The 24,618-nt window shown below is 46.2% G+C and carries 26 protein-coding genes and 1 tRNA gene; 23 read left to right on the top strand and 4 right to left on the bottom strand.

The features are described from left to right. Positions 1 to 43 precede the first annotated feature (43 nt). A tRNA-Ser gene (locus tag BAZ21_RS22995) sits at positions 44 to 134 on the top strand. 512 nt (positions 135 to 646) lie between these two features. Here the strand turns inward: BAZ21_RS22995 and dinD are convergent. Then, positions 647 to 1,486, bottom strand: a complete 840-nt coding sequence (gene dinD / locus BAZ21_RS23000) for a DNA damage-inducible protein D (RefSeq protein WP_256022373.1) — start codon at positions 1,484 to 1,486, stop codon at positions 647 to 649. Positions 1,487 to 1,724: 238 nt separating this feature from the next. Further along, complete coding sequence (locus BAZ21_RS23005; protein ID WP_068505251.1) at positions 1,725 to 1,937, bottom strand: helix-turn-helix domain-containing protein; 213 nt, start codon at positions 1,935 to 1,937, stop codon at positions 1,725 to 1,727. A gap of 176 nt (positions 1,938 to 2,113) precedes the next feature. Here BAZ21_RS23005 and BAZ21_RS23010 point away from each other — a divergent pair, with 176 nt between their 5' ends. Then, positions 2,114 to 2,479 carry a hypothetical protein gene (locus BAZ21_RS23010; RefSeq protein WP_068505252.1) on the top strand — a complete coding sequence of 122 codons (366 nt, stop codon included), beginning with the start codon at positions 2,114 to 2,116 and terminating at the stop codon, positions 2,477 to 2,479. 89 nt (positions 2,480 to 2,568) lie between these two features. On the opposite strand, the gene BAZ21_RS23015 is transcribed toward BAZ21_RS23010, so the two are convergent. Both BAZ21_RS23015 and BAZ21_RS23020 read right to left on the bottom strand, forming a co-directional pair. After that, a complete protein-coding gene (locus BAZ21_RS23015; protein WP_068505253.1) occupies positions 2,569 to 2,886 on the bottom strand; it encodes a hypothetical protein in 318 nt (105 codons plus the stop codon). 364 nt (positions 2,887 to 3,250) lie between these two features. After that, positions 3,251 to 3,445 carry a YjzC family protein gene (locus BAZ21_RS23020; RefSeq protein WP_068505254.1) on the bottom strand — a complete coding sequence of 65 codons (195 nt, stop codon included), beginning with the start codon at positions 3,443 to 3,445 and terminating at the stop codon, positions 3,251 to 3,253. Between the two features lie 216 nt (positions 3,446 to 3,661). On the opposite strand from BAZ21_RS23020, the gene rpsF reads away from it, so the two are divergent. The 21 genes from rpsF (at position 3,662) to BAZ21_RS23130 (ending at position 24,608) form a co-directional block, all read left to right on the top strand. Beyond that, the gene (gene rpsF, locus BAZ21_RS23025) at positions 3,662 to 3,946 is read left to right on the top strand and encodes a 30S ribosomal protein S6 (RefSeq protein WP_007433230.1); all 285 of its coding nucleotides are present in this window, start codon (positions 3,662 to 3,664) and stop codon (positions 3,944 to 3,946) included. Positions 3,947 to 3,995: 49 nt separating this feature from the next. Further along, on the top strand, positions 3,996 to 4,487 hold the full coding sequence (gene ssb / locus BAZ21_RS23030; protein WP_010346813.1) for a single-stranded DNA-binding protein: 492 nt from the start codon (positions 3,996 to 3,998) through the stop codon (positions 4,485 to 4,487). A gap of 21 nt (positions 4,488 to 4,508) precedes the next feature. Next, positions 4,509 to 4,781: a 30S ribosomal protein S18 gene (gene rpsR / locus BAZ21_RS23035; RefSeq protein WP_007433228.1), complete on the top strand. Its 273-nt coding sequence runs from the start codon at positions 4,509 to 4,511 to the stop codon at positions 4,779 to 4,781. A gap of 536 nt (positions 4,782 to 5,317) precedes the next feature. Further along, on the top strand, positions 5,318 to 7,057 hold the full coding sequence (locus tag BAZ21_RS23040) for an ABC transporter substrate-binding protein (protein ID WP_068505255.1): 1,740 nt from the start codon (positions 5,318 to 5,320) through the stop codon (positions 7,055 to 7,057). Positions 7,058 to 7,125: 68 nt separating this feature from the next. Further along, a complete protein-coding gene (locus BAZ21_RS23045) occupies positions 7,126 to 8,088 on the top strand; it encodes an ABC transporter permease (RefSeq protein ID WP_007433226.1) in 963 nt (320 codons plus the stop codon). 11 nt (positions 8,089 to 8,099) lie between these two features. After that, a complete protein-coding gene (gene opp4C, locus BAZ21_RS23050) occupies positions 8,100 to 9,023 on the top strand; it encodes an oligopeptide ABC transporter permease (protein ID WP_068505256.1) in 924 nt (307 codons plus the stop codon). A 13-nt stretch (positions 9,024 to 9,036) separates the two neighbouring features. Continuing rightward, complete coding sequence (locus BAZ21_RS23055; protein ID WP_068505257.1) at positions 9,037 to 10,020, top strand: ABC transporter ATP-binding protein; 984 nt, start codon at positions 9,037 to 9,039, stop codon at positions 10,018 to 10,020. Further along, the gene (locus tag BAZ21_RS23060; protein ID WP_068505258.1) at positions 10,017 to 10,988 is read left to right on the top strand and encodes an ABC transporter ATP-binding protein; all 972 of its coding nucleotides are present in this window, start codon (positions 10,017 to 10,019) and stop codon (positions 10,986 to 10,988) included. The genes BAZ21_RS23055 and BAZ21_RS23060 overlap by 4 nt, the downstream gene beginning before the upstream one ends. A gap of 87 nt (positions 10,989 to 11,075) precedes the next feature. After that, positions 11,076 to 12,017, top strand: coding sequence for a D-alanyl-D-alanine carboxypeptidase family protein (locus BAZ21_RS23065; protein WP_068505259.1), 942 nt, complete (start codon positions 11,076 to 11,078; stop codon positions 12,015 to 12,017). A gap of 257 nt (positions 12,018 to 12,274) precedes the next feature. Further along, positions 12,275 to 13,144 carry a LysR family transcriptional regulator gene (locus BAZ21_RS23070; protein ID WP_068505260.1) on the top strand — a complete coding sequence of 290 codons (870 nt, stop codon included), beginning with the start codon at positions 12,275 to 12,277 and terminating at the stop codon, positions 13,142 to 13,144. Positions 13,145 to 13,556: 412 nt separating this feature from the next. Continuing rightward, positions 13,557 to 14,477, top strand: a complete 921-nt coding sequence (locus tag BAZ21_RS23075) for an ABC transporter permease (protein WP_084011871.1) — start codon at positions 13,557 to 13,559, stop codon at positions 14,475 to 14,477. Positions 14,478 to 14,578: 101 nt separating this feature from the next. Further along, positions 14,579 to 16,090, top strand: coding sequence for an ABC transporter substrate-binding protein (locus tag BAZ21_RS23080; RefSeq protein ID WP_068505261.1), 1,512 nt, complete (start codon positions 14,579 to 14,581; stop codon positions 16,088 to 16,090). Positions 16,091 to 16,122: 32 nt separating this feature from the next. Continuing rightward, the gene (locus tag BAZ21_RS23085) at positions 16,123 to 17,040 is read left to right on the top strand and encodes an ABC transporter permease (protein WP_068505262.1); all 918 of its coding nucleotides are present in this window, start codon (positions 16,123 to 16,125) and stop codon (positions 17,038 to 17,040) included. A gap of 44 nt (positions 17,041 to 17,084) precedes the next feature. Continuing rightward, positions 17,085 to 18,068: an ABC transporter ATP-binding protein gene (locus tag BAZ21_RS23090; RefSeq protein WP_068505263.1), complete on the top strand. Its 984-nt coding sequence runs from the start codon at positions 17,085 to 17,087 to the stop codon at positions 18,066 to 18,068. After that, positions 18,065 to 19,051 carry an ABC transporter ATP-binding protein gene (locus tag BAZ21_RS23095; protein ID WP_068505264.1) on the top strand — a complete coding sequence of 329 codons (987 nt, stop codon included), beginning with the start codon at positions 18,065 to 18,067 and terminating at the stop codon, positions 19,049 to 19,051. The genes BAZ21_RS23090 and BAZ21_RS23095 overlap by 4 nt, the downstream gene beginning before the upstream one ends. 89 nt (positions 19,052 to 19,140) lie before the next feature. Beyond that, complete coding sequence (locus BAZ21_RS23100) at positions 19,141 to 20,478, top strand: LLM class flavin-dependent oxidoreductase (protein WP_068505336.1); 1,338 nt, start codon at positions 19,141 to 19,143, stop codon at positions 20,476 to 20,478. Continuing rightward, the gene (locus BAZ21_RS23105) at positions 20,475 to 21,797 is read left to right on the top strand and encodes an LLM class flavin-dependent oxidoreductase (RefSeq protein ID WP_068505265.1); all 1,323 of its coding nucleotides are present in this window, start codon (positions 20,475 to 20,477) and stop codon (positions 21,795 to 21,797) included. The genes BAZ21_RS23100 and BAZ21_RS23105 overlap by 4 nt, the downstream gene beginning before the upstream one ends. A gap of 32 nt (positions 21,798 to 21,829) precedes the next feature. Then, on the top strand, positions 21,830 to 22,462 hold the full coding sequence (locus tag BAZ21_RS23110) for an RraA family protein (protein WP_007433212.1): 633 nt from the start codon (positions 21,830 to 21,832) through the stop codon (positions 22,460 to 22,462). A gap of 370 nt (positions 22,463 to 22,832) precedes the next feature. Next, the gene (locus BAZ21_RS23120) at positions 22,833 to 23,261 is read left to right on the top strand and encodes a CBS domain-containing protein (protein WP_068505267.1); all 429 of its coding nucleotides are present in this window, start codon (positions 22,833 to 22,835) and stop codon (positions 23,259 to 23,261) included. A 121-nt stretch (positions 23,262 to 23,382) separates the two neighbouring features. Beyond that, on the top strand, positions 23,383 to 23,685 hold the full coding sequence (locus tag BAZ21_RS23125; protein WP_007433209.1) for a MazG-like family protein: 303 nt from the start codon (positions 23,383 to 23,385) through the stop codon (positions 23,683 to 23,685). A 5-nt stretch (positions 23,686 to 23,690) separates the two neighbouring features. Continuing rightward, complete coding sequence (locus tag BAZ21_RS23130) at positions 23,691 to 24,608, top strand: DUF2232 domain-containing protein (RefSeq protein WP_068505337.1); 918 nt, start codon at positions 23,691 to 23,693, stop codon at positions 24,606 to 24,608. Positions 24,609 to 24,618: the final 10 nt, after the last annotated feature.

Consider the following 24,618-nt stretch of genomic DNA (forward strand, 5'->3'; position numbering starts at 1 on the left):
GCTTGCGTCATGGCTGCAATGATGATATAATAAACCTTGCTGCGGAAAGGTACCCAAGAGGTCCAAGGGGGCTGACTCGAAATCAGTTAGGCGTCGCGAGGCGTGCGTGGGTTCGAATCCCACTCTTTCCGCCACTATACGTAAACAAGCGCTACTGGCGTTTTCAGTACGATATGTGGATTGAAAGCCGTACGATTTTACACGAAATTGAGCTAGATGATTCCGATATACCTAAATGAGAGTCCGTTAACCTCTTACGCTAACCATGCGTAGGGGGTTTTTTAGTATGGATAAACGTACAGGACGCAAGACAATCAGCGCACGCAAGCCGGTAGTCATGACGCTGATACTAGATAGTGGAATGCGTCTCGGGGAAGTTTGAGCGCTAGAAAAGTCCAAAATGGACTATGTGAAAAAACAAATTGTGCGGTCAATGCGTTGCATGTATTGAGGCATAAATTTTCTACTATGGCGGCGGCTAAAAATGGAATGTCGATACTCCATTTACAAAAGTTGATGGGTACGTGGATATTTCAATAATGCGGGAGTATACACAGGTTATCGAAGGGAATTTAGCGGATGAGCACAAAAGTACTCTCCGCTGTCTAGAATAACAAAAAGAAAATAGGAGACATGCTAGATAATCTTATTTAATTGTCGAATCTGTTTGTTTTTTCTTAAGTCGTTTTTCAACTTTTTTTATACTCTCGTACGTGGGCAAGTCCTCCGGCATAGTCCCTCCCAAATCAGCTATTGTTTGGCGGACTTTCTTGCCCACTTCAAAGTGGGTCTGGTTTGCTGCTGTACGTCCCGATATACCGTCTCTGCGGAGCTTGTCTTCTGTTTGTGTTGCCCGAAAGAGATTCGCGGCAAGCTCCGTCGTGCCCATATGGTCTAAAATTTTTTGTGATTTCTTAAGCTCTTTTCTTTCGTGTATCCCAGTTTTGTCTAGCCCGCCGTAAAGTCCTTTATAACCATGATTTTGGAATACTGCAAACTCTAATGGAGTAACAACACCGGACTCGTAGGCCGCATCAGCCAGAGCGGTGTTATGATTTTTTAATTCTTCACGAAGCATATATCTCTTTTCATCTTCTGAGGCATGTTCAAATAGTTCTTGTTTACGTGTTTGGACAGCGAAGTATGTTTGTCCTAATGCCACAACTTCTTTTGAGGGATCAGCATTCTGAATAATGAGGTAACATGCATAACGTGAAAGCTTAAAAGATTCAACTTCACGTTTTCCACCTTTACCGAGTTCTACAAAGTCAGTCATTGGGATGAAGTGTTCCTCAGTGATTTGTCCACTATTTTCACATGATCTCTTAGCGCGTTCAATTACAGGGATAAAATAACGGTATTCAGTATACTCAAGTATTTTTGCAATATCCCTGGCTGACCAAAACTCGATTCCGTCTGCATCTTGACGTCTGGTCTCTTCAAAAATAGAATGGTGATCAGCTTGATCCGACGTTGTTAGTTTCAATATGAACCCTCCCATATCACACAAACTAGTTCTTAACTGCATTATTATATTAGCATATCTCTATAGAAAAATAAGCTTTATCATTCCGTTCACTTGCACGGAATGATATTGGTATGGAATAAACGTATCAAGTCTTCGAAAGGTACGGAGTCGCACCGGATTTTGGCACGTGGTCAATCGGAGTCGATATCAATTCGTACGCGTTGATCGGGACTAGCATGTATAGTACTAATTTGTTTCAATCTTCATCTATAAGTGTGATTATTTCACGGATGTCCGTAATGTCTAACGCATCTGCGATTTCTTCAATATGTTTGAAGTTTATGTTTTCTCTCTTCTCGTTTGCAAGTTCAGATAGTGCCGCCCTACGGACACCAGTCTTGTGAGACAATTCGTTTAGAGAAATCCCCCTCGCTTTGATCAACTCGCCAAGCATTACTTTTACCTTCATCCCACACACTCCTATTTATATTTTAAAAACCGTTGACTGTACTTATAAGCGTACAATGTAATTGAGATACATGTTGTACGCATAAGCGTACGAATTTAAAAAAACATTAAGGAAGATGAGTCTCTAATTGGTTTAATAACTAAAATGGATAAAGGGAGAAGGAGGGGAACCAATGTATGAGTAAATCGTTGGGATTGGAATGGGCTTCGATGGGATACGGGCCGTATGATTTGCCGCATATGTATGAGATATTCGAAGGGGTGCTATATAAAGGATGCTACTTCTTCTATCTGGACAATGGTGTGCTGTGTCTGCGTCAGGTACGCAGGTTGGATGAGCCGGAGCACACACATTTGTTCATCGAGGGTGATAGTGCAGGGTTACAACTGACAGAGGGGATTCGGCGTGATTTGATGGAGGTAGTAACGGACATCATCAGAGATTGGAGGGACAAAAGTGGTCTTACTTTCCTGTTCGATGAATTGCTGTGTCTGCGGGGAAGGGGAGACCTACAGCTCGATCTTGTAAAAAATAAGGGTTAAGTTGTTCCTTCTGAGAGGTATATCCGTTACAGCAAAAAAATACTCCCGACAGCAGAAGAAATCAGTACCGTCAGGAGTATTTGGGGTGGTTATAGTTGGTTTGGCGGAAAATGATAGCGTTTTGTTTTTTTCGAGCCGGAGATCATCAGAAGGATGGCTGCAATCAAATGGAGGACCCAGCCGATGATGGGAATCCAGGCAAGCAAGGAAGTGAGTATACCCCATACAGAGCCGTAGATACCCTCCTGATTGCGTAAGGACAGGATGAGTGTCACTGCATGCAGGATTAGCATGAAGCCCAGAGCCGAATAACCCGTCCCTATGACAATGGCTCCTCCCACGATCGGTACAGCAAGCACCAATTCGAATATACCTGATATCCATTTTAGTATTCGAGAATAGCTCATCTTAAAACCTCCGTAATAGTAGGTCTTGTACTTGGATATATTCTAGCAGAAGGAGCTGAATTAATCTGCATTTTACCAGTATATGCAAAAAGTACGATAATGCAACAAAGGAGGACCCCAAAGGTCCTCCATCGTAGGCGGTACATTTTTAACAGGATACGATCTGTCCAATCACATATGAAACTTGGTGTACTGACAAGCAATACCAGTGTTGAAAAGACAGTGTCCTTTTACACAAACCTAACGCTTCTAATGCCTTGAATGGATCTCCTAACAGTTTGTCCGGCTACGTTGTCCAACGGAACCACACCTCTCTGTTGTACCGCCTAATCATAATATGGCCCGGATTCCGAAGAAATATACATTAGTGAACGCGGGCTTTCGTTTTTTTCTTCCACTTGCGGTTATGGTTGGTGGTTTCCGGAAAAAAATCGCCTCTTTCCAGCGTTACCTGCTGCGGGTTTTGAATTTCGGTGTGAAAGCTTTTCTCGCCCACTTCCATATATACGCCATCATTTGGGACCTTGTCACCTGGCTCAAATTCGGTTTTTTCACCCATGAATTGTACCTCCCTTAGATAAATGAATTTGAACTGCAACGGTTATTGTGCGCTGTCCTGAACAGAAACATGCGGAAGCGATATCTATGCGTAATTTTTGTTCCAGCAGGTTGCATTCAGTCGCTCAATTTGGTAAACTGTTTTAGTGCGAGTTTAGGCTCGTTCCTTGCTCTCAACCAAGATTGAGGGCCTTATGTCCATAAGGAGGTGTAAAGAATGCGCAAATATGAAGTGATGTACATTATTCGTCCTGACATTGAACAAGAAGCTGTTCAAGCGACAGTCGACAAATTCCAAGGTATCATCTCTAACGGCGGTGGCGAAATTACGAATCATGATGTAACTAAACGCCGTCTTGCGTATGAGATCAAGAAATTCCGTGATGGTTCTTTCGTTCTGGTTAACTTCACAGCAGAACCTGCTGTTGTTACTGAGCTTGAGCGTATCATGAAAATTTCTGACGAAGTAATTCGTTATCTCATTACGAACGACGTAGCTTAATTATTGTACGTGATTATGTAATGAACAACGCTCAAAGGAGGGGATTGGATTGTTGAACCGTGTCATTCTGATCGGTCGGTTGACCAAAGATCCGGAGCTGCGCTATACACCGTCGGGTGTAGCAGTAACCCAGTTCACCCTGGCTGTAGACCGTCCGTTTACAAGTCAAGGCGGCGAACGGGAAGCGGATTTCTTGCCGATCGTAACCTGGCGTCAGCTTGCTGAAACGTGCGCTAACTATCTTCGTAAAGGTCGTCTGACGGCTGTTGAAGGCCGTGTTCAAGTGCGTAACTATGAGAACAATGAAGGAAAACGTGTATACGTGACTGAAATTGTAGCTGATAATGTGCGTTTCTTGGAATCTAACCGCGATAGCGGCAACGGTGGCGGCAATAGCGGTGGAGGTATGCGTGAGGAGTCTCCTTTCGGAGGCGGTAACAGCAATAGTGGACGCGGGAATAATAACTCGCGAAACAATCAGGATCCTTTTTCCGATGACGGAAAACCGATCGATATTTCGGATGATGATTTACCATTTTAATTGGGAAAGGACTGACAAAGAATGGGCTTCAGACAAAGAGAAGGCGGAGACGATAACAAAAGACCAGCTCGTCGTGGTGGTCGCAACAAACGTCGTAAAGTATGTTTCTTCACTGTGAACAAAATTACTCACATTGACTATAAAGATACAGACCTGCTTAAAAAATTCATCAGCGAGCGTGGAAAAATTCTTCCTCGTCGTGTAACTGGAACAAGCGCAAAATATCAACGTATGTTGACAATCGCGATCAAACGTTCCCGTCAAATCGCATTGCTTCCTTACACTACTGAATAGTAGTGAATGGAGAGAAAAAAGAGATGTTCCCGATTCCGGGAGTGTCTCTTTTTTTGTGACTTTTTATATTGACATCAAGTCCCATCTATTGTAACTTACTAATAATACAATCCATGTTTAACCATAGCACGTAAGTTTATCTTTTATTCACTTGTAAGATTACAAGTTCCTCAACTCGCCAGAGCAAACATTCCGGTTCTCCATAATGTTATTTTATATTACACCAAGTGCTATATTCCTTCATTTTATACAAATTTAATTCATGAATTTTACATAAATAGATATTTAAAACTTTTATATTACATAAAAAAAGATATTGACGTGATGTTATTTTACACTTAAGATAAACCTTAATAAAAATGTAATGGTTACCAGTTCACAAAATTGACCAAAGGTCTAAAACACGTGTTTACGCTATCATGTGTGACAGTAAGGAGGATGTACAGACTTACATTTTTAAACCTAAAGCTTTAATGAATTACCGCAGGAATAAGTCAAGCTGTTAAATAAAGAACCGACTAAGGGGGATTAACAGGATGGTAATGACTAAGAAATGGCTTTCTTTGCTTATGGTGCTTACGATGGTTGGTGTTCTGTTTGCAGGATGCAGTGGAGGTGCTAATGAGGCACAGCAACAGCAGGGCAATGCGGATAATAAAACAGAGGGTAATGAAGCCAGTACACAAGTGACGGAGGGTGTCATTAAAGCGACGGATCTGGCACAAAATCCACCGGGAGCAACTAATCGAAAAGATAATATAGTGGTAGGTATGACGTCACCTAAAGGGGTATTTAATCCGTTTTTCTGGCAAACGACTTACGATCTGTATGTAGTCAGAACCGTATTTGATTCCTTTTTGCAGGTAAAAGCAGATGGTACATATGAAAATAGTCTCGCCGATAAAGTTGATGTATCGCAGGACGGTCTAAAATATACATTCCATCTGAAACCAGGTGTGAAGTATAGCGACGGCACGCCGGTAACGGTGAAGGATTATGCCTTTGTTCTCAAGGTGCTGCATGATCCGAATTACGATGGTGAAACTGACATTTTGTCGTTCAAGATTAAAGGCGGTAAAGAATATCACGATGGTAAAGCCAATGATATTTCCGGTATCAAGGTCATTGATGATAACACGGTAGAAGTAACAGTTACAGAAGCAACAGCCTATACTAAGGATTTTTTGGGTGAACAATACTTCATGCCAGAAGCTTATTACGGAAAAGGCTACAAAAAGGGCAGCCTGGACAGCATTAAGGCGCTTAATAATAAGCCAATCGGCTCCGGACAGTATATGCTGAAGAGCTTTTCTCCGGGACAACAGGTCGTATTTGAAGCGAATCCAAACTATTTCAAAGGTGCACCAAAAGTGAAATCGGTTATTTTCAAAACAACGACGGAAGAGACTAACCTGTCCATGCTGCAAACAGGTGAAACAGATATGGATAACGTTACGGTTACTGAGGATAATGTAGAGGAATTGAAGGCTCTGGGCTTTCTGGATGTGCATATTATGCCGACGAACGGCTATGGATATATCGCGTTTAACCACAAAGAAAAGAAATTTCAGGACCCTAAGGTACGCCAGGCTCTGACTATTGGTTTGAATCGCAAGGAGATTGTGCAGGGTGTATATGGCCCATATGCGAACGTGATTAACATTCCACAGTCTACAGAATCCTGGTCTTACACGGATGAAGGCATTAACAAGTATGAATTTGATATGGCTAAAGCGAAGGCTTTGCTGGATGAGGCAGGATGGAAGGCTGGCGCGGACGGTATCCGTGAGAAGGACGGAGAGAAACTGACCATTAACTTCTCTGCGACCGCCGATAATCCCGTTGTAGAAGCGTTGCTGCCGATTATGACGAACAACTACAAGGAACTGGGCATTAAGCTGACGTCCGAAACGCTGGATTTTAACGCAATTATGGATAAAAAGGATACAGGCAAGTACGATATGTTCTTTGCAGCTTGGGGCTTGACACCTGATCCGGATTCGACGACTTATATTACAAATGGTGCACAAAATGATATCGGCTACTCGAACAAAAAGGTCGATGAGTTGTCGTTTGCCGGCAAGCATGAATTGAATCAAGAGAAGCGCAAGGAGATTTACAAACAGCTCTATCAAGAATTGAACAAGGATTTGCCGGTTATCTTTATGTACCAACGCAGAGATATGTGGCCGATTAATGGCCGTTTGACCGGCTTTGATATCTCACCATACAAGGATTTTGAATTCACTTTGCATAACGCTCAGATCGCTCAATAAGGGTTGCCAATCATATGCTCAGCTCTCACGGGCTGGGCATATCACTTTATTCGTCTGGAGGAATGATTATGAAGCAGTACATTATTCGCCGACTGCTGCAGCTCATCCCCACACTTATTGGCATATCCATTATCGTATTTGCGATTTCAGCCATGGTGCCGGGTGATTATATTACAGCCAAGCAGAACCCGAATATGACCGCCGAAAAGGCGCAGCAGCTACGACATATCTACGGGCTGGATAAGCCGGAGTACCAACGCTATTTTATATGGGCCGGTAATATGCTGAAGGGAAATATGGGAGATTCATTGCAGCATAAGCAGCCGGTAACGAAGGTCATTGGCAATTATGTATGGAATTCTTTTATTATTGCTTTTTTTAGTCTTATTTTTAGCTGGCTGATTGCGGTCATTGCAGGAGTGTTTTCAGCCAAGTTTCAATACTCGTTGTTCGATAAGTTTGTCACGCTATTCATTTTCTTGTGTATGTCACTGCCATCATTCTTTATAGGCCTTTTGGTGATCAAAATATTTGCACTCGAATGGGGGATTCTTCCGGTTGGCGGCATGACTACAGCAGGGATGGAGCCGGGCTCGTGGGCTTATATGGTGGATATTCTCAAGCATATGTTCCTGCCGACACTCGTACTTACGATGTTGAGTACAGGCAGCCTAACCCGGTATTTCCGTACAGGCATGCTGGAGGTTATCCGTCAGGACTACATTCGTACTGCACGTGCCAAAGGGTTGAAGGAACGGACGGTTATTTTCAAGCACGCTCTGCGCAACGCACTAATTCCGGCAATCACATTGCTCGGCTTCGAGCTGCCGGCCTTATTTGGCGGGGCCATGATTCTGGAGAAGGTATTCGTGTGGCCGGGTGTGGGGCAGGTTTATCTGGAGTCAATCAGCATGCGGGACTACCCGTTTATGCTGGGCTTTACCATTTTCCTGGCGGTCCTTACGCTCATTGGCAATCTACTTTCTGACGTATTGTATGGCATGGCAGATCCAAGAATTCGCTTGAAATAGGAGGGATACTATTGTCCGCAAAAACCGTCACGATTGAACCTAATCAAAAGGCGGCGATCCGTCCTGAAGCGTCTCCATGGAGAATCGCCGTTCGCCGTTTTAACCGAAACCGCCTGGCTTTAGCCGGACTCGTTATTTTGATTCTGATGGTGATCATCTGTATATTTGGGCCGATGATTTCACCTTATCATTTAGATGATTACAAGCTATCTGACAAAAATTTATCGCCTAATGCTCAGTACTGGCTCGGTACGGATAAGTTTGGTAGAGATATTTTGTTGCGTACAATGCTGGCTGGTCGTATTTCATTGACGGTAGGACTGGTTGCCACGTTTATTTCGGTTGCCATCGGTGCGACGTTAGGGGCACTGGCAGGGTTTTACCGTAAAAGCGTGGATACGATTATTATGCGGATTGCTGATATTTTTATGGCATTGCCTACGTTGCCGCTGCTTATTATTTTAGGTGCGGTTTTATCCGATTTGAAGGTCGATCCGTCGAACCGGATTTATTTTCTGATGCTCATTATCGGGGTCTTGAGCTGGACGAGTTTGTCCCGTCTGGTCAGAGGGCAAATTCTTACACTGCGTGAACAGGAGTTCATGCAGGCCACAGAAGCGCTGGGCTTGAGGGATCGCCGAAAAATATTCCGTCATTTGCTGCCGAACACCATTCCTACCATTATTGTTACGGCTACGCTCGGGGTGGCGGGTGCGATTATTACAGAGTCTGCGCTCAGTTATCTGGGAATTGGCGTGGTGCCACCTACACCTTCGTGGGGGAATATGATTTCGGCTGCGAATAACCTGATTGACTTCCGCAAACGGCCTTGGATATGGATTCCACCAGGAATGTGTATACTCATTACAGTTGTAGCCATCAACCTGATTGGCGATGGTTTGCGCGATGCACTGGACCCTAAAATGAAGAAGTAGGAGACGAACGTTTATGGAAAATGCTTTGATTGAATTTCGTAACCTGAAAACTCACTTTCATACCTCTAGCGGAACTGTCAAAGCGGTCAATGACGTCAGTTTTAAAATTCGTGAGGGTGAAACGCTCTGTGTGGTAGGGGAATCCGGCTGTGGTAAAAGTGTAACGGCGATGACAATGATGCAGCTGATTGATTCTCCTCACACCTCAGACGGTGAAATCTGGTTTGAGGGCAAAAACCTCTTAACGCTGGGGAAAGGTCAAATGCAGCAAATTCGCGGCAATGACATTTCGATTATTTTTCAGGAGCCGATGTCTTCTCTGAATCCGGTGCTAACGATTGGAGAACAGATTACGGAACCGCTGCTCATGCATACATTAATGAGTAAAAAGGAAGCGCGTGCGCGAGCGATTGAACTGATTAGCCTGGTAGGCATTTCGCGGTCGGAGGAAATATTCCATTCCTATCCCCACGAACTGAGTGGCGGCATGCGCCAGCGGATCATGATTGCCATCGCATTAAGCTGTAATCCGAAGCTGTTGATTGCAGATGAACCGACAACGGCTCTGGATGTTACGATTCAGGCACAAATTCTCGATTTGATGCGGGATTTGAAGGATAAGCTGAAAACATCCATTATGCTGATTACGCACGATTTGGGTGTTGTGGCAGAGATGGCTGATTATGTGGTCGTCATGTATGCCGGCAACGTCATTGAAGAGGCTCCTGTCATTGAGCTGTTCAAAAACCCGCAGCATCCGTATACTCAAGGGCTATTAAAGGCGAAACCTGTCATTAATCAGAAAATGGATCGACTGTACTCCATCCCCGGTCAGGTTCCCAATCCGATTGAGCTGGAGGAAAATTGTCATTTTCATGATCGGTGTGCGCATTGTATGCAAATTTGCAAGGATCAGGCTCCTCCCTTGAACGAAAAGGAGAATGGTCATAAGGTTGCCTGCTGGCTATATGAGAAAGAAGGAGGGCAACGGATATGAGCGAGCCTTTAATTCAGGTGGAAGGGCTGAAAAAATATTTTCCGATCACAGGCGGAGTTTTTCAGCGTACGGTCGGACATGTGAAAGCGGTCGATGATGTATCGTTTGACATTCATAAGGGAGAATCCTTCGGTCTGGTAGGGGAATCGGGCTGTGGAAAAAGCACGATTGGGCGGACTATTCTCAGGCTGATGGATAAGACGGATGGATCGGTGCGATACAAAGGAGAAGACCTGCACGCGTTAAGCAAGGAGCGAATCCGAGCGCTTCGTCCCAAGCTGCAAATCGTCTTTCAGGACCCTTTTAGCTCCTTGAACCCGAGAATTAAGGTCGGTGAAGCCATCGGAGAGGCGTTGCTGGATCACGGACTGATTGACCGTAGCGAGCTGCGGAAGAAGGTTAACGAAACGCTGAACATTTGCGGCCTGTCTTTGTATCACTATGATCGGTATCCGCATGAGTTCTCCGGCGGTCAGCGCCAGCGGATCGGGATTGCACGGGCTTTGATCCTAAATCCTGATTTTATTGTGGCAGATGAACCTGTATCTGCGCTGGATGTGTCCATTCAGGCCCAGATTATTAACTTGTTAAGCGATTTGCAGCAGGAACGTCAATTGACGTATCTGTTTATCTCGCATGATCTGAGTGTGGTTGAGCATCTGTGCAGCCGCATTGGCGTAATGTATTTGGGCTCGATGGTAGAGCTGGCTTCCAAGGAGGAGCTGTTCCGCAATCCGCTTCATCCGTATACGAAGGCGCTGCTATCGGCGGTTCCGATTCCCGATCCGACGATCAAGAGACAGCGAATTGTCCTGAAAGGGGACATTCCTTCTCCGGCCAATCCGCCGTCCGGCTGCAAGTTTCATACGCGCTGTCCTATGGCGGAAGCACGCTGTAAAACAGAGGCTCCGGTATATCGGGATGCGGGCGACCAGCATTTTGTAGCCTGTCATTTTGCTGTAGAATAAAAAAAGGTGAAAAAATTGTATCTTTTTTTCGAAAAATTGCAGACAAAATGAATTTTTCATCGTCTAATAAGTATGGGGGTTATTACGATGATGAAAAAACACTGGTTACGTTGGGCTACTATTGTCCCGGTACTTATCATATTGATTTTTATTACACTTGGACCCCGCCTGTTGGTGGGGAAGCCGGATGTGGATGCAGAGGCTGCGGTACTGATGGACATGCATACCGGGGAATTGCTGATGGATGTGAACGGCAATACGCCTATGCCCTCCGCCAATATGTCCAAACTCATGACCGAGCTGTTGGTGCTGGAGGATATTCGGACTGGACGGCTAGGCTGGAATGATGAGGTGCGAATTAGCCGTTACGCGAGTACGGTGGGGGGTATAAATCTATCTCTACGGTATGGCGAAAGGATGACGGTATCCGAACTGTTCCAGAGTATGGTTGTGTATTCAGCCAATGACGCAGCTGTGGCACTGGCAGAGCGCTCGGCAGGCAATGAAGCGGCTTTTGTGAAGCGTATGAATGAGAAAGCTGTCCAAATTGGATTGTCATCCGACAGCCGCTTTAGCAATGCATCTGGAGCAGGGCAGAGTGAATTGGGACCGAATCATCCCGAGGATATTCGCGGAGAAACGAAAATGACAGCAAGCGACACGGCAAAGCTGGCTTCTTACCTGATTGCGTCACATCCGGAGATTCTAAGAACGTCCAGTCGTACGCAAATGGAGTTAAAGGATAAGGGGCTCTACATTAGTAATACGAACTGGATGCTGCCTTCCCTGGCTGGACCGTACTCTTACGCCGGAACGGATGGCCTGAAAGCCGGATATACGAGCGATGCCGGATATTGCTTCACGGGTACCGCCGAACAGCATGGCAGACGGTTAATTGCTGTGGTACTCGGCGCGCCGAGCAAGGAAAAGCGATTTGAGCAGACACGGAAGCTGTTCGATTATGGTTTTTCGCTGTCGACTTCTTTCCCGGTACGGCTGCAAAATTTGGTGAAGCTGGCTCCACGCTAAGGCAGGAGACTTGATTTTAAAAGCTAGGCTACATAGGGGTGTGGAACCTCAGAGTGATGATGAGGAATTGCATATTCAATGACCCCAAAAATGAAAACCAGAGTAGAAGACCCTTTTGCAGATTCAGTGCAGGAGGGTCTTTTGTTGTTTTTGGGAATGAGGGTTTGGTATAGTGTGGGGAAAAAGCGTATGTCGCAGAGGAGGAAGAATCATACGATTGGGCACTGGAAGTAGAATCGGAGAAGGAGGGAATGGGTATGGAAGACCGGGATTGGCATCTATTACAGGCTTTATATACACATAAAAATATTACGAAAACAGCCCAGAGCATGTTTATGTCACAGCCTGCTTTAACCAGTCGACTCCAGCATATTGAAAAGGAGTTCGGCATTACGATTGTACAGCGGGGAAGGCGGGGGGTTAATTTCACTCCCCAAGGGGAATATATGGCACTGACTGCTGAAGAAATGCTGAAAAAATATCAAAAGATAAAAGATGATCTGCTAAATATGGAAGATAAGGTTACCGGGACGTTAAGGCTGGGAGCGGGCTTCTTTTTCACTAAAAATAAGCTGCCCAAGGTTCTGAAAATGTTCAAGGAGCGTTATCCTGATGTCGAATTCAAAGTCATAGCGGGGCAGAGTAAAAGAATCCATCAATTGATTTTTAATCAAGATATTCATATTGGCTTTATCCGGGGTCATTATTCATGGAAAGATGAGAAGCATTTTTTATTTCAGGACACCCTGTGCATTGTTTCCAAAAGTGAAATCGATCTGAGCGATCTGCCCAATCGACCCCGAATTGACTATGGTACGGATTATGTACTGAAAGCATCCATAGACAACTGGTGGGCTGAGAATTATTCGGTGCCTCCCTTGGTAGGCATGGAAGTGGATCAGGTGGACAGCTGTCGGGAGATGGTCATGAATGGTCTGGGCTATGCGATTATGCCGAGTATGTATTTTGATGAAGAGGATATTACGAAGGTGGAAATTAAGAATCAGGAAGGGAAGCCTGTTCACCGTAATACGTGGATGTTTTACCATGGGGAGTCGTTGCAATTGAACGTGGTGAAGGCTTTTGTGAGCTTTGTCAAAGATCTGGATTTTCAGAACATACGGTGATGGATAAGAACTGTCATAGCTATTTGATATGGCGGGGCATCAGAAAATTCGATTTTATCGGATATGGTTTCTATATTACAGTAGTATTAAGCATAACGGAGGCAGCACTATCTTGTCCGTCTATACAGTCGGCTGGAATAGGGCATTATTTTTAATCTAAAAACTCATTAAACCTATGAGTAAAGTTTATTTAATATTTTTATATCTGATGGAGGCGAATAAGATATGAGTTCATTAAATGAATATTTGGTCTAAAAAGAGAGGCGGCGATTGCGCTGCATGCCGCTGTTAAGTGTGTATGTCCAATCTATAATCTGCTGCTGAAATCTCAGGATATTCAGGGAGAAGTGATTCATACTCGAACGGGTGTTGTGAAGGAAGCCCGGAATTAGTTGATAGAGGATGTGAATCGGTGAGTAAGTATATTGGAAAAACGATGCTGCAAGTGGTACCGGTGCTTTTTATTATCACACTGATTGTATTCATTCTTGTTCAAGTAACGGGTGATCCTGTGGCGATGATGCTACCGGATACGGCAACAGCTGAGGACCGGAGAATTTTGACTGAGGCGCTTGGTCTGGATCAGCCGCTATATGTGCAGTATTATATTTTTCTCTCTAATTTGGTACAAGGTGATTTTGGCACTTCCTTCCGTTACAGTGAACCCGCGTTGCCCATCGTTCTGGAGAGATTGCCTGCCAGCTTTGAGTTAGCGGCTGCATCGATGATTATTGCTTGCTGTCTCGCTATTCCTCTGGGGATATGGTCTGCGGTGAAGCGTAATTCATTCATTGATATCTTCATTTCGGGTGTATCTGTACTAGGTAAAGCCATGCCGAATTTCTGGGTAGGCATCATGCTGATTCTGGTCGTAGCTGTTCATTGGGGCTGGACTCCGGTATCTGGAAGAGGAGGCTTGTCTCATTTGATCTTACCGGCGATTACATTGGGAACAGGGATAGCGGCGGAAATGACCCGATTAATCCGTTCCAGTATGCTGGAAATCATCGGACAGGACTACATTCGAACCGCCCGCAGCAAGGGAATTAGGGAAATGATCGTGATCAACAAGCATGCCTTGCGCAATGCGTTAATTCCGGTAGTGACGATAACCGGGCTGCAATTCACCAATTTGGTAGGCGGATCACTGGTGACAGAGACTGTATTTTCTTGGCCCGGTATGGGGCAACTGATTGTGCAGGCTATTAATACTCATGATATGGCGATCATTCAGGCTTCGGTATTCGTGGTATCTATTATGGTCATTCTGATCACAGTGATTACGGATATTGCTTATAAAGTTTTTGATCCTCGTATTAAGTACAATGAATAACAGCGAAGTCTCTATTTTTTTAAATTTTAAACCAACTAAACAAGTGGAAAAAATAAGTTTTAGAGAAATCGAAGAAAAATAGAAGAGGCAGGTAGAAGAGGATGCGGAAAATAGCTTGGGTATGGCTAATGATTGTTTTGGCGGTGACGGGATGCGCGAGCACGAACGGATCAGGACAGGAGAAGACGCTGACCATCGGTAACACGATTGATAACGTAACGTTCGATATCCACGATCATGGAAACACGCAGACAGAATCGATTCATGTCAATATGTTTGAATATTTGGTTAAGAAGGACGGCAATGATCCGCAAAAAAAACTACCGGGCCTCGCTACATCCTGGAAGCGAACGAATGACAAGACATGGAGATTTGAGTTGAGAAAGGGGGTCAAATTCCATAATGGAGATCCATTCACCGCCGCAGATGTGAAATTTACACTGGAGCGCGTAGCCAAAGATAAATCGCTGGTGGATTATTCGGCATATTCCGGTATTCAGCAGGTGAACGTTATTGATGATTATACCGTGGACATCATTACGAAAGGACCTGACCCAATCATGTTGGCCCGCTTAAGCAGAATTAGCTCGGGAATCCTGCCTGCAGCCTATTTTCAGAAACAGGGTGTAGAAGGATTCATTCGGAATCCGGTGGGCACAGGCCCGTATAAGTTTGATAAATGGATTAAGGACGACCGTGTGGAGCTGGTTAAAAATACAGACTATTACGGAGATAAGCCCCAATGGGATCGTCTGGTGTTCCGTACGATTCCTGAATCCACGACCCGCATATCCGAACTGTTGACAGGCGCTATTGATATTGCCGTCATCATTCCGCCCGGGGATATCCAGCGTGTACAGGATAGCGGATCAACTTACTATACCGATAAGGATAGCGCGCGGGTCCAAAGCTTGCTGGTGCGTCAGACACCCGGAGTCGTAACCGCTAATCCCAAAGTGCGGGAAGCTATTGAGCTGGCTATTGATAAGAAGGCACTCGTAGACAATGTACTTGGTGGGGCAGGGGTTCCCACACAGGAGGCGATTGGTCCAGGTATTCTGGGACATGACCCCAAGCTGTTCAATACGAATGTCTATAATCCTGAACGTGCCAAGCAATTATTGGTGGAAGCAGGGTATCCGAATGGAGTGGAGCTGACGTTGAGCAGTCCGGCCAGTACGAAGGAGGTCGCGGAGACGATCGCTGCATATTTGACAGAGGTCAACTTCAAGGTGAAGCTTGAAATTCTGGAACAGACGCAATATAAACAACGGGATAACTCCAACACCTTTAAAGAACTGGCACTTCAGGGTAAAGGCAATTCCATGTTTGAGTCACCGCTTCCGCTGGAAGTATTTACAACGGAAAATGCCAAAGGCCAGACCGATTATAGCAATTCGAAGGTCGATAAGCTTCTGAAAGACGCTTCTACCAATCTGGATGACCAGAAGAGAGCAGAGCAGTATCAAAAAGCACAGGAGATTCTGGCGGTGGATCGCCCTCGAATTTTCTTGTACCAGAACAAATTCAATTATGGTGTCAATAACCGGGTGGAGTTTACTCCACGTGTGGACGAGATGTTCTATGCAGATGATATCAAGCTGAAAGAATAGTCGGATAAAAAGGAAATGGGGGTGGTATGAGCATGTCTGAATCTGTTCAATCCAAGGCTGCTCTTGCTTTGCCCGTACAAAGCGTGGGTACACAAGGATTGCTGAGGAGGGGTATGAGCTATCTGTTTCAGAGCAAGACGGGTATTCTGGGCTTGATTGTTCTTGTCATTATTGTATCTATTTCTGTGGCTGCACCCCTGATCGCTCCTCATGATCCGGCTCAGACCAATATCGCGCGGAAGCTATTGCCACCGGCATGGACAGCAGGAGGAATGACTGAATTTCCACTGGGGACAGATAGTTTGGGCAGAGATATTTGGAGCCGAATCGTGTACGGGTCCCGTGTCTCGCTAATCGTGGGTTTCTGTTCCGTAGGTATTTCGGGTGCTATTGGCATTATTCTAGGACTGATCTCGGGATATTACGGCCGCTGGGTGGATGCGTTCATTATGCGGATTGTAGATGCCTTTCTGGCTATACCCACGATCCTGTTTATGATGCTGTTCATGCTGGTGCTCGGGCAGGGATTGGGAACGTTGATTTTTGTAATTGGGATAACCGGCTGGGTGGGCTATACAAGAATGGTACGGAGTGAGGTTCTGAGTGTACGTGAGCGTGATTATGTACGCGCGGCAAGAGTGGTCGGTGCTGAAGATTTCCGAATCATACGAGTACATGTGCTGCCTAATGTGATTTCTTCTTTTATTATCATTTCTACGCTTAGCATAGGTCGGGTGATCATTTCTGAGGCGGCTTTGAGCTTCCTTGGATTGGGTATTCAGTCGCCTGCCGTATCGTGGGGAGGAATGTTGAGTGACGGTCGCCAGTATTTAGCTACAAGCTGGTGGGTGGCTACTTTTCCGGGTATTGCTATTACGATTACCGTGCTCGCCATTATATTTGTCGGAGATTGGCTAAGAGATTGGCTTGATCCCAAGCTGGATGTATAGCAGTGCAGCTGATGGTTCGGCATAGGCAGGAAAGGAGGGATAGAATGCCAGAAATGTTGCTGGAGGTCAAAGATTTGCAGACCTCGTTCATGACGAAGTCTGGTGTGGTCCCGGCAGTCAATCGGGTATCGTTCCATGTAGCCAAGGGAGAAACGCTGTGTATTGTCGGTGAATCAGGCAGCGGCAAAAGCGTGACCTCGTTGTCCATTATTGGATTGGTAAATCAGCCGGGGAAGGTCGTAGGCGGCGAAATTGTACTGGAAGGCTGCAATTTGTTAGAGCTGAAGCCCAAAGAAATGCGCAAAATTCGTGGTAACGAAATCTCGATGATTTTTCAGGAGCCTATGACCTCGCTGAATCCCGTGTTTACGATAGGCAGCCAAATTTCGGAATCACTACGAACTCATACAAGATTGAGCAAACAGGAGGCCAAGGCCAGAAGCATCGAGATGCTGAAGCTGGTTGGCATTTCTCATCCGGAAAAGGTCATTCATTATTTTCCTCATCAATTATCGGGCGGTATGAGACAACGAGTCATGATTGCGAGCGCCTTGTCCTGCCACCCCAAGCTGCTCATTGCAGATGAGCCTACAACAGCACTGGATGTAACCATTCAGGCCCAAATCATGGACCTTATCGGGCAACTGAGCGGCACGCTGGAGATGGGCGTCATCTGGATTACCCATGATCTGGGCGTGGTGGCTGAAATGGCAGACCGGGTTGCGGTGATGTATGCCGGTGAAATTGTGGAGGAAGCGTATGCAGTTGATTTGTTTGACCGTCCGCTTCATCCGTATACGATAGGCCTGATGCATTCACTACCCCGAATGGATGGATATCAGGAGGAATTATATTCGATCCCCGGGACAGTACCTCATATGTCGCAACTTCCGAAAGGGTGTGCCTTTCAATCACGTTGTCCTGTGGCGACAACCAGATGTATGTTGGACAAGCCAGAGCTGGAACAGGTGGAGGCAGGCCATGTCGTACGTTGTTTTTATCCCGGCACTAAAGGGGAGGTGCTATGAGCTTGGCCATTTCGGAAGAGAAGCCTTTGCTTGAGGTCAAGGACTTGAAAAAGCATTACCCTGTGAAAACAGGATGGTTATCACGCAAAACCGGTTATGTTCGAGCAGTGGACGGTCTTAGCTTTTCGGTTAACCGGGGGGAGACGCTGGGTATTGTCGGTGAATCGGGTAGCGGGAAAACGACTCTGGGACAGATGATTTTACAATTGCAGGAGCCGACAGGCGGTGAAGTCTGGTTCGACCAGCGTAAATTGACAGGGATGAGCGGTAAGACATTACGTCATGTTCGTGCCGATTTGCAGCTCATTTTTCAGGACCCTTACGCTTCTCTGAATCCACGAATGAAAATTAAGGATATTATCGCAGAGCCACTGATCATTCGCGGGGAAACAGAAGGATTGCAGTTAAGAAAGCGAATTAGCGAATTGATGGAAATTGTCGGCTTGAGAGAGCATCATCTGAATCGGTATCCGCACGAATTCAGTGGTGGACAGCGGCAGCGGATCGGAATTGCCCGGGCATTATCGCTAAACCCAAAGCTGATTGTTTGCGACGAGGCGGTTTCGGCGCTCGATGTTTCGATTCAGGCTCAGATATTAAATCTATTGAAAAGGCTGCAAAAGGAATATCAGCTAACGTATATTTTTATTGCTCATGGTCTCGCTTCCGTCAAATTCGTCAGTGAACATATAGCTGTCATGTATTTGGGCAGGATTGTTGAAATGGGGCAGAGGGATGAGTTGTTTGCCCGCCCCAAACACCCGTATACGAAGTCATTACTGTCGTCCATTCCTGTATCTCATCCCCGGGAAACCAAGGAGAGAATTTTGTTGAAGGGCGACATTCCAAGTCCGATCAACCCGCCAAGCGGTTGTAGCTTTCATACTCGTTGTCCGATGGCTCAGGATATTTGCAAAAGTCAGATTCCGGTCTTCGAGCAGCATACAGACAAGCATGGCGTAGCCTGCCATTTTCCAATGTGAGTGACGATGTAAGCAACACCTACAGGAACAATGTGGAAACTCAAATGAACCAGAACATGAGGTGAGGGAAAGTGAGTTATCAACGTCAAATGATTTTGAATTTTTTTATGAATAGTACAGGCTTTCATGAAACCGCGTGGAGGCATCCTCTGGCAGAACCGGCGGGGATTACGGATTTTTCCTTATATAAGAAGATGGCGCTTATTGCAGAACAAGCCAAATTTCATACGATATTTTTGGCGGATTCCTACGAACTGGGCGAGAAAGTCAAGCATCAGGCATTAAACCGTCTGGAGCCGTATACGCTGCTGGCGGCTCTAGCTGCGGTAACGGAGCGTATAGGGTTGGTGGCTACGGTATCTACTTCTTATACAGAACCTTTTCACACAGCCCGTCTGTTTGCTTCGCTGGATCATTTGAGTCAGGGGCGTGCAGGCTGGAACATTGTGACGACAGGCATCGGCAACACGCATCTGAATTTTAGCAGAGAGCAGAATTTTGAACACACGGAGCGCTATGAACGGGCCCTGGAATTTGTACAGTTGACAACCAAGCTGTGGGATAGCTGGGAAGACGATGCGCTGCTGTTTAACAAAGGCGAGGGACTATATGCCGATACGGACAAAATCCATGCGATTCGCCATAAAAGCGAGCGCTTCTCGGTCGAAGGCCCGCTGAATCTTCCGCGTCCTCCGCAGGGCTATCCGGTGCTGGCACAGGCGGGTTCGTCGGAGGATGGGAAGGAACTGGCCGCCCGGACAGGAGAAATGATCTACACGGCCCAGCAGACGTTACAGGATGCACAGGCGTTCTATGCTGACGTGAAATCGAGAGTGGAGAAATACGGACGCAATCCAGAGGATGTCAAAATCGTACCGGGTTTTAGCTTGATCATCGGAGCTACTGAATCTGAGGCGAGAGAGAAGGAGGCTGAGCTGCGCGAGTCGGTTATTCCCGAGCTTGGTCTACAGCGGTTGTCTAAGCGACTGAAGGTGGATTTGTCCGCCTATCCGCTGGATGGTCCGGTTCCGCAGTTGCCTGATCCTGCCACCATTAATGAGAACCGGAGTCGGTTTGAATTGATGAAAAATATGATCGAAACCGAAAAGCTGACGATCCGCCAATTGATCGAGAGAGCTTCCGGGGGCAATGGCCACCGTACCTTTGCCGGGACGGCTGTCCAGATTGCCGACGAGATGGAGGAATGGTTCAGTCAGGGAGCCTGTGACGGCTTTGTAATTCGGCCGCAGCAATTGCCGACCGGGCTAGAGGATTTTGCCCGCCTTGTCGTGCCTGAGCTGCAACGCAGAGGATTATTCCATACGGAGTATGAGGGAAGAACCCTGCGTGAGAATCTCGGTCTATCCCGGCCGACGAATCAATTTGCTGCCAATCTACAGGAGGGGAAAGGAGTTCTTCATACATGAGCGAAGGAAGAAAGCTGAAATTCGGATTATTCATTCAGGCTGCAGGTCACCATACATCGGGCTGGCGGCATAAAGATGCCCAATCGGGAAGTGAAAATTTTGAATTAATCAAGCAACTGGCTCAAACAGCCGAGCGGGCCAAGCTGGATATGGTTTTTCTCGCTGACGGTCTGATCACGTCTCCCGATGCTTCGGCATCCGTCGTTGCCCGTTTCGAGCCGATTACATTGCTGGCTGCCTTATCTACGGTCACCAGCCGGATCGGTCTTGCTGTTACAGCCTCAACGACATATTACGATCCTTTTAATATCGCCCGCTTGTTGGCATCTGTGGACCAACTGAGTCAGGGACGAGCAGCATGGAATGTCGTCACAACCTCATCACCTGAAGCGGCCAAAAACTTTTCGCGGGAAGATCACCCGGATCATCATTTGCGTTATGAACGCGCTGCGGAGTTTGTCGAGGTCGTCAAAGGGCTGTGGGATAGTTGGGAACAGCAGCCCTACATTGTGAATAAAGAAACGGGAGAGTACATCGACAAGAGCAAGCTGCATGAGCTGAATCATGAAGGCACATTTTTCTCCGTAAAAGGGCCGCTTAATGTCACGCAAAGTCCTCAAGGGCATCCAGTCATTATTCAGGCAGGATCATCTGGTCCGGGTCAGAATCTCGCTGCACGGATTGGTGAAGTGGTGTTTACGGCACAGCAATCCTTGGAGGATGCACAGCAGTTCTACAGTCATCTGAAAGCGCAACTGCCCAAATACGGTCGTGCCGCTGAGCATCTACATATCATGCCAGGACTGCTTCCGGTTATCGGTGCCACAGAGAAGGAAGCTCATGAAAAATATGAATATTTGCAAAGCTTTATTGATGACTCCTTCGCGTACGACTCCTTGTCAGAGAGATTTCATTATGATATGAGGGCTTATTCTTTGGATGAGCCGGTTCCGGATATTCCGGAAGCGGACGGGCGAAAGAGTCGTCCTCAGCTGCTGCTCAAGCTTGCACGCGATAAGGGGTACACGTTGCGCCAACTGTACAAGGAGGTTGCCGGAGCGCGTGGGCACCGCATTGTGACGGGCACGCCTCTGCAAATTGCGGATCACATTCAGCAATGGTTCGTGGGATATGCCGCCGATGGGTTTAATATTATGCCGCCTTATGTACCGGGTGGATTGGATGAATTTGTGGACGGTGTAATCCCTGAACTTCAAAATCGCGGGTTGTTCAGGACAGAATACGAGGGCAGCACGTTGCGGGAGCATCTAGGCTTACCTGTCCCGGTAAACCGCCATACGCGCGTGGCTTCACAATAAGTAACCAAAAGCAATCAAGAGGAGAGAACGATATGTCGAGCATAGACCAACCATTTAAGGAGCTTCCGACAACCAGTATTTCAGATGTTCTTGGCGGATTAACCAATCTGGATTATGATATTAAGCCGATACACGGGCATTGTAAGATTGCGGGCAGAGCATTTACCGTTACTATACCTGCGGGAGATAATTTGGCCGTGCTTCGGGCCATTCGGGAAGCTAACCCCGACGATGTGTTGGTTATTGACGCCAAGGGAGATACCAGCCGTGCGGTTGCGGGTGATTTTGTAGCAGGATTGGCGCAGACACTGGGATTGCAGGGGATTGTAGTGGACGGCGTGATTCGCGATATTGAAGGAGTCCGCACGCTGAACTTCCCCATTTTTTCCAGAGGAACTACGATTGCCTCGGGCAGCAAATATGGTGGAGGCAAAACGAATGTACCCGTATCGGTTGGCGGAGTCAGTATTCAACCCGGAGACTGGATTATCGGGGATGTCGACGGCGTCGTGGTTGTTCCGCAGGGGATGGAGCAGCAGGTGGCTGAAGAAGCGAGGCTGAAGTATGTTCAGGACCAGCGGCGGGAGACAGAAGTGTCCGGTAATAAAGAAGCAGCACTGCGTTATCTGGACAAAGTACTCGGATTAGGCGCAGGCTCCATTTAATTATACGCATACAGAAAAACCATCTATCCCTTTAGAGGACCGATAGATGGTTTTTCTGTATGCGTACTTTACAGCACGTTACACTTTTTGACAACAAGGCAGCAGACCTTTTATGCTTTGAGGGGAAGTTTCAGCTTCATGAGGAATCTATTCGGTTTAATGAAGAGATGATGAGACTTGTGAAGGAAAGAAGGAAGGAATCTGTTATGGAGAGAAGACATAGGAGAAGGGCCCGAATAAAAATTCGCTGCATATCAAGTTTCGCATTGAGGCGGGCAAGCTGCTTTATAATGGTGAAGAAGCGATGTATTATGTTAGTCAGTGAGTAATCATTTGATTTACATTTGATTTTGAGGGGGATTCGGTTCTCATGAATATCGCTTTTTTCTTGCTTCCCAAACAGGAAGTCGCTTGTGTAACGGCGGATGCTACTTTGCGGCAAACGTTGGAGCGGATGGAATATCACCGTTTCACAGCGGTTCCCATTTTGGATAAGGAAGGTAGATATACGGGTACGGTTACAGAAGGTGATCTGTTGTGGCATATGAAAGAGTCTGAGGGGAAAATCACCTTCGAAAACGCTTCTAAGTTTATGCTCAGGGACGTTCCGCTGCGGGTTTCGATGAAGCCGGTGTCTATTGATGCGAATATGGAGGATTTAATTAATTTGGCTAAAGTACAGAACTTTGTACCCGTTGTGGATGACATGGAACGGTTTATCGGTATCGTGCGCCGCAGCCAAATTATTGAGTATTGTGAAAAGTTTGTGTCCAGAGAATCATTTAATGCTTCATCTTAAAATAAGCGCATAGCTGCTTTTGAAAATAACGATTTCTCCTATGGGGCAACAGTTATTTTCAAAATAGGATATGCTATAATGGAGAATAAAGCTTTTTCAGAGGAGTGTGACTCTTCATCATATGCCTAAAGAAATGGATGTTGTGAAAAGGGCCAAGGTTATTGAATGGCTCAAAACAGAAGTTCTTGACCAAGTTTCCCGTCTGTTTAAAGCGATGTGGGAAGGCAGTACAGCCCGTATTGGCGATTGTCTGGCGAGCTTAATGATGAGCAGTTATATTTTGGGAAGGCGTCTTGGAGTGTCTTACCGTGAATTGGATGATCTACTCATCGACAAGCTAAGAAGACACAGAAAAGAAGGACACCAGTTGGAGGATTGGTATCAGGATATTTCTGCACTGGAAGAACATATGCGTAAGAGGTGAAAATGTTGAAATTCCGCTTGGCAACTGTAGCATGGAGCGTTATTTATTTGCTTCTGCTGCTGACTTTATTGACACCACTGAAAATCATTACCGTATTTTTGCTAATTGTGCCTGGCGCTGTACTGTTTTCATCGCTGCATTTCAAAGGATTTTTGATTCACGTCATGCCGGCGTTGTTGATTTTGGCGCTACTAGATGTGTATTCATTGCTCCTTGCGATTTATTTTCTGATTCCTTCCATGTTGATGGGACGGATATATAAAAAGGGAGGATCTTCTTTTCAGGCTTTGATGACAGGAATGGGCGTTATTTTAGGCGAGTTGTTGGCTGTACTGTTTATCGCTACGTATTCATTCGGATTCGATCTTTCGCAGTTTCTTCGCGATCAGGCGGCGATAACGGAAAATGTTGTACAGCAGATTTTAAGCGCCAACCCGATGCTTTCGGGCACAAATTGGACTGCGGAGGATACACAGCAGCTCGGTACGATGCTTATCGGTAGAGTGCCGTATGTGCTGATCGTAACCTCCTTCTTATTGGCTGTAATCACACACGCTTTGGTACGTCCGGCGTTGAACAGTCTCGATGTGCCTGTGCGCAAAATGAAGCCTGCCCGAGAGTGGAGGCTGCCGCGCGCGCTGATCTGGTATTATCTGCTGGCTATTGTGATTGAATGGATAGCGAGTTCCTCCAATGGCAGCTGGATTCAAATGGTTTCCATCAGTATGCTGCCGCTAGTCCATGCATGCTTCACCATTCAGACGATTGGTTTTGTTTACTTCTGGATGCATAGCCGCAAAATGAGTTCGGTGATTGCACTGCTGCTGTCGCTCGTCGTCCTGATTGTCCCACCGCTCCGCATTATAGGTATTATTGATTTGGCCTTTCCGCTGCGTGAAGCTATTACAAGATCAAAGAAATAGGGTGAACAGT

It is taken from the genome of Paenibacillus kribbensis (assembly GCF_001705305.1).
GTDB lineage: Bacteria > Bacillota > Bacilli > Paenibacillales > Paenibacillaceae > Paenibacillus > Paenibacillus kribbensis_B.

Coding starts and splice junctions, on each gene's coding strand:
- BAZ21_RS23125 (WP_007433209.1), top strand. CDS start 23,383: ATGCCTAAAGAAATGGATGTTGTGAAAAGGGCCAAGGTTATTGAATGG.
- BAZ21_RS23020 (WP_068505254.1), bottom strand. CDS start 3,445: ATGGGTGAAAAAACCGAATTTGAGCCAGGTGACAAGGTCCCAAATGAT.
- BAZ21_RS23010 (WP_068505252.1), top strand. CDS start 2,114: ATGAGTAAATCGTTGGGATTGGAATGGGCTTCGATGGGATACGGGCCG.
- BAZ21_RS23070 (WP_068505260.1), top strand. CDS start 12,275: ATGGAAGACCGGGATTGGCATCTATTACAGGCTTTATATACACATAAA.
- BAZ21_RS23100 (WP_068505336.1), top strand. CDS start 19,141: ATGATTTTGAATTTTTTTATGAATAGTACAGGCTTTCATGAAACCGCG.
- BAZ21_RS23005 (WP_068505251.1), bottom strand. CDS start 1,937: ATGAAGGTAAAAGTAATGCTTGGCGAGTTGATCAAAGCGAGGGGGATT.
- BAZ21_RS23055 (WP_068505257.1), top strand. CDS start 9,037: ATGGAAAATGCTTTGATTGAATTTCGTAACCTGAAAACTCACTTTCAT.
- BAZ21_RS23120 (WP_068505267.1), top strand. CDS start 22,833: ATGAATATCGCTTTTTTCTTGCTTCCCAAACAGGAAGTCGCTTGTGTA.
- BAZ21_RS23015 (WP_068505253.1), bottom strand. CDS start 2,886: ATGAGCTATTCTCGAATACTAAAATGGATATCAGGTATATTCGAATTG.
- BAZ21_RS23110 (WP_007433212.1), top strand. CDS start 21,830: ATGTCGAGCATAGACCAACCATTTAAGGAGCTTCCGACAACCAGTATT.
- BAZ21_RS23060 (WP_068505258.1), top strand. CDS start 10,017: ATGAGCGAGCCTTTAATTCAGGTGGAAGGGCTGAAAAAATATTTTCCG.
- BAZ21_RS23080 (WP_068505261.1), top strand. CDS start 14,579: ATGCGGAAAATAGCTTGGGTATGGCTAATGATTGTTTTGGCGGTGACG.
- BAZ21_RS23105 (WP_068505265.1), top strand. CDS start 20,475: ATGAGCGAAGGAAGAAAGCTGAAATTCGGATTATTCATTCAGGCTGCA.
- BAZ21_RS23045 (WP_007433226.1), top strand. CDS start 7,126: ATGAAGCAGTACATTATTCGCCGACTGCTGCAGCTCATCCCCACACTT.
- BAZ21_RS23090 (WP_068505263.1), top strand. CDS start 17,085: ATGCCAGAAATGTTGCTGGAGGTCAAAGATTTGCAGACCTCGTTCATG.
- rpsF (WP_007433230.1), top strand. CDS start 3,662: ATGCGCAAATATGAAGTGATGTACATTATTCGTCCTGACATTGAACAA.
- BAZ21_RS23065 (WP_068505259.1), top strand. CDS start 11,076: ATGATGAAAAAACACTGGTTACGTTGGGCTACTATTGTCCCGGTACTT.
- rpsR (WP_007433228.1), top strand. CDS start 4,509: ATGGGCTTCAGACAAAGAGAAGGCGGAGACGATAACAAAAGACCAGCT.
- BAZ21_RS23095 (WP_068505264.1), top strand. CDS start 18,065: ATGAGCTTGGCCATTTCGGAAGAGAAGCCTTTGCTTGAGGTCAAGGAC.
- BAZ21_RS23040 (WP_068505255.1), top strand. CDS start 5,318: ATGGTAATGACTAAGAAATGGCTTTCTTTGCTTATGGTGCTTACGATG.
- BAZ21_RS23085 (WP_068505262.1), top strand. CDS start 16,123: ATGTCTGAATCTGTTCAATCCAAGGCTGCTCTTGCTTTGCCCGTACAA.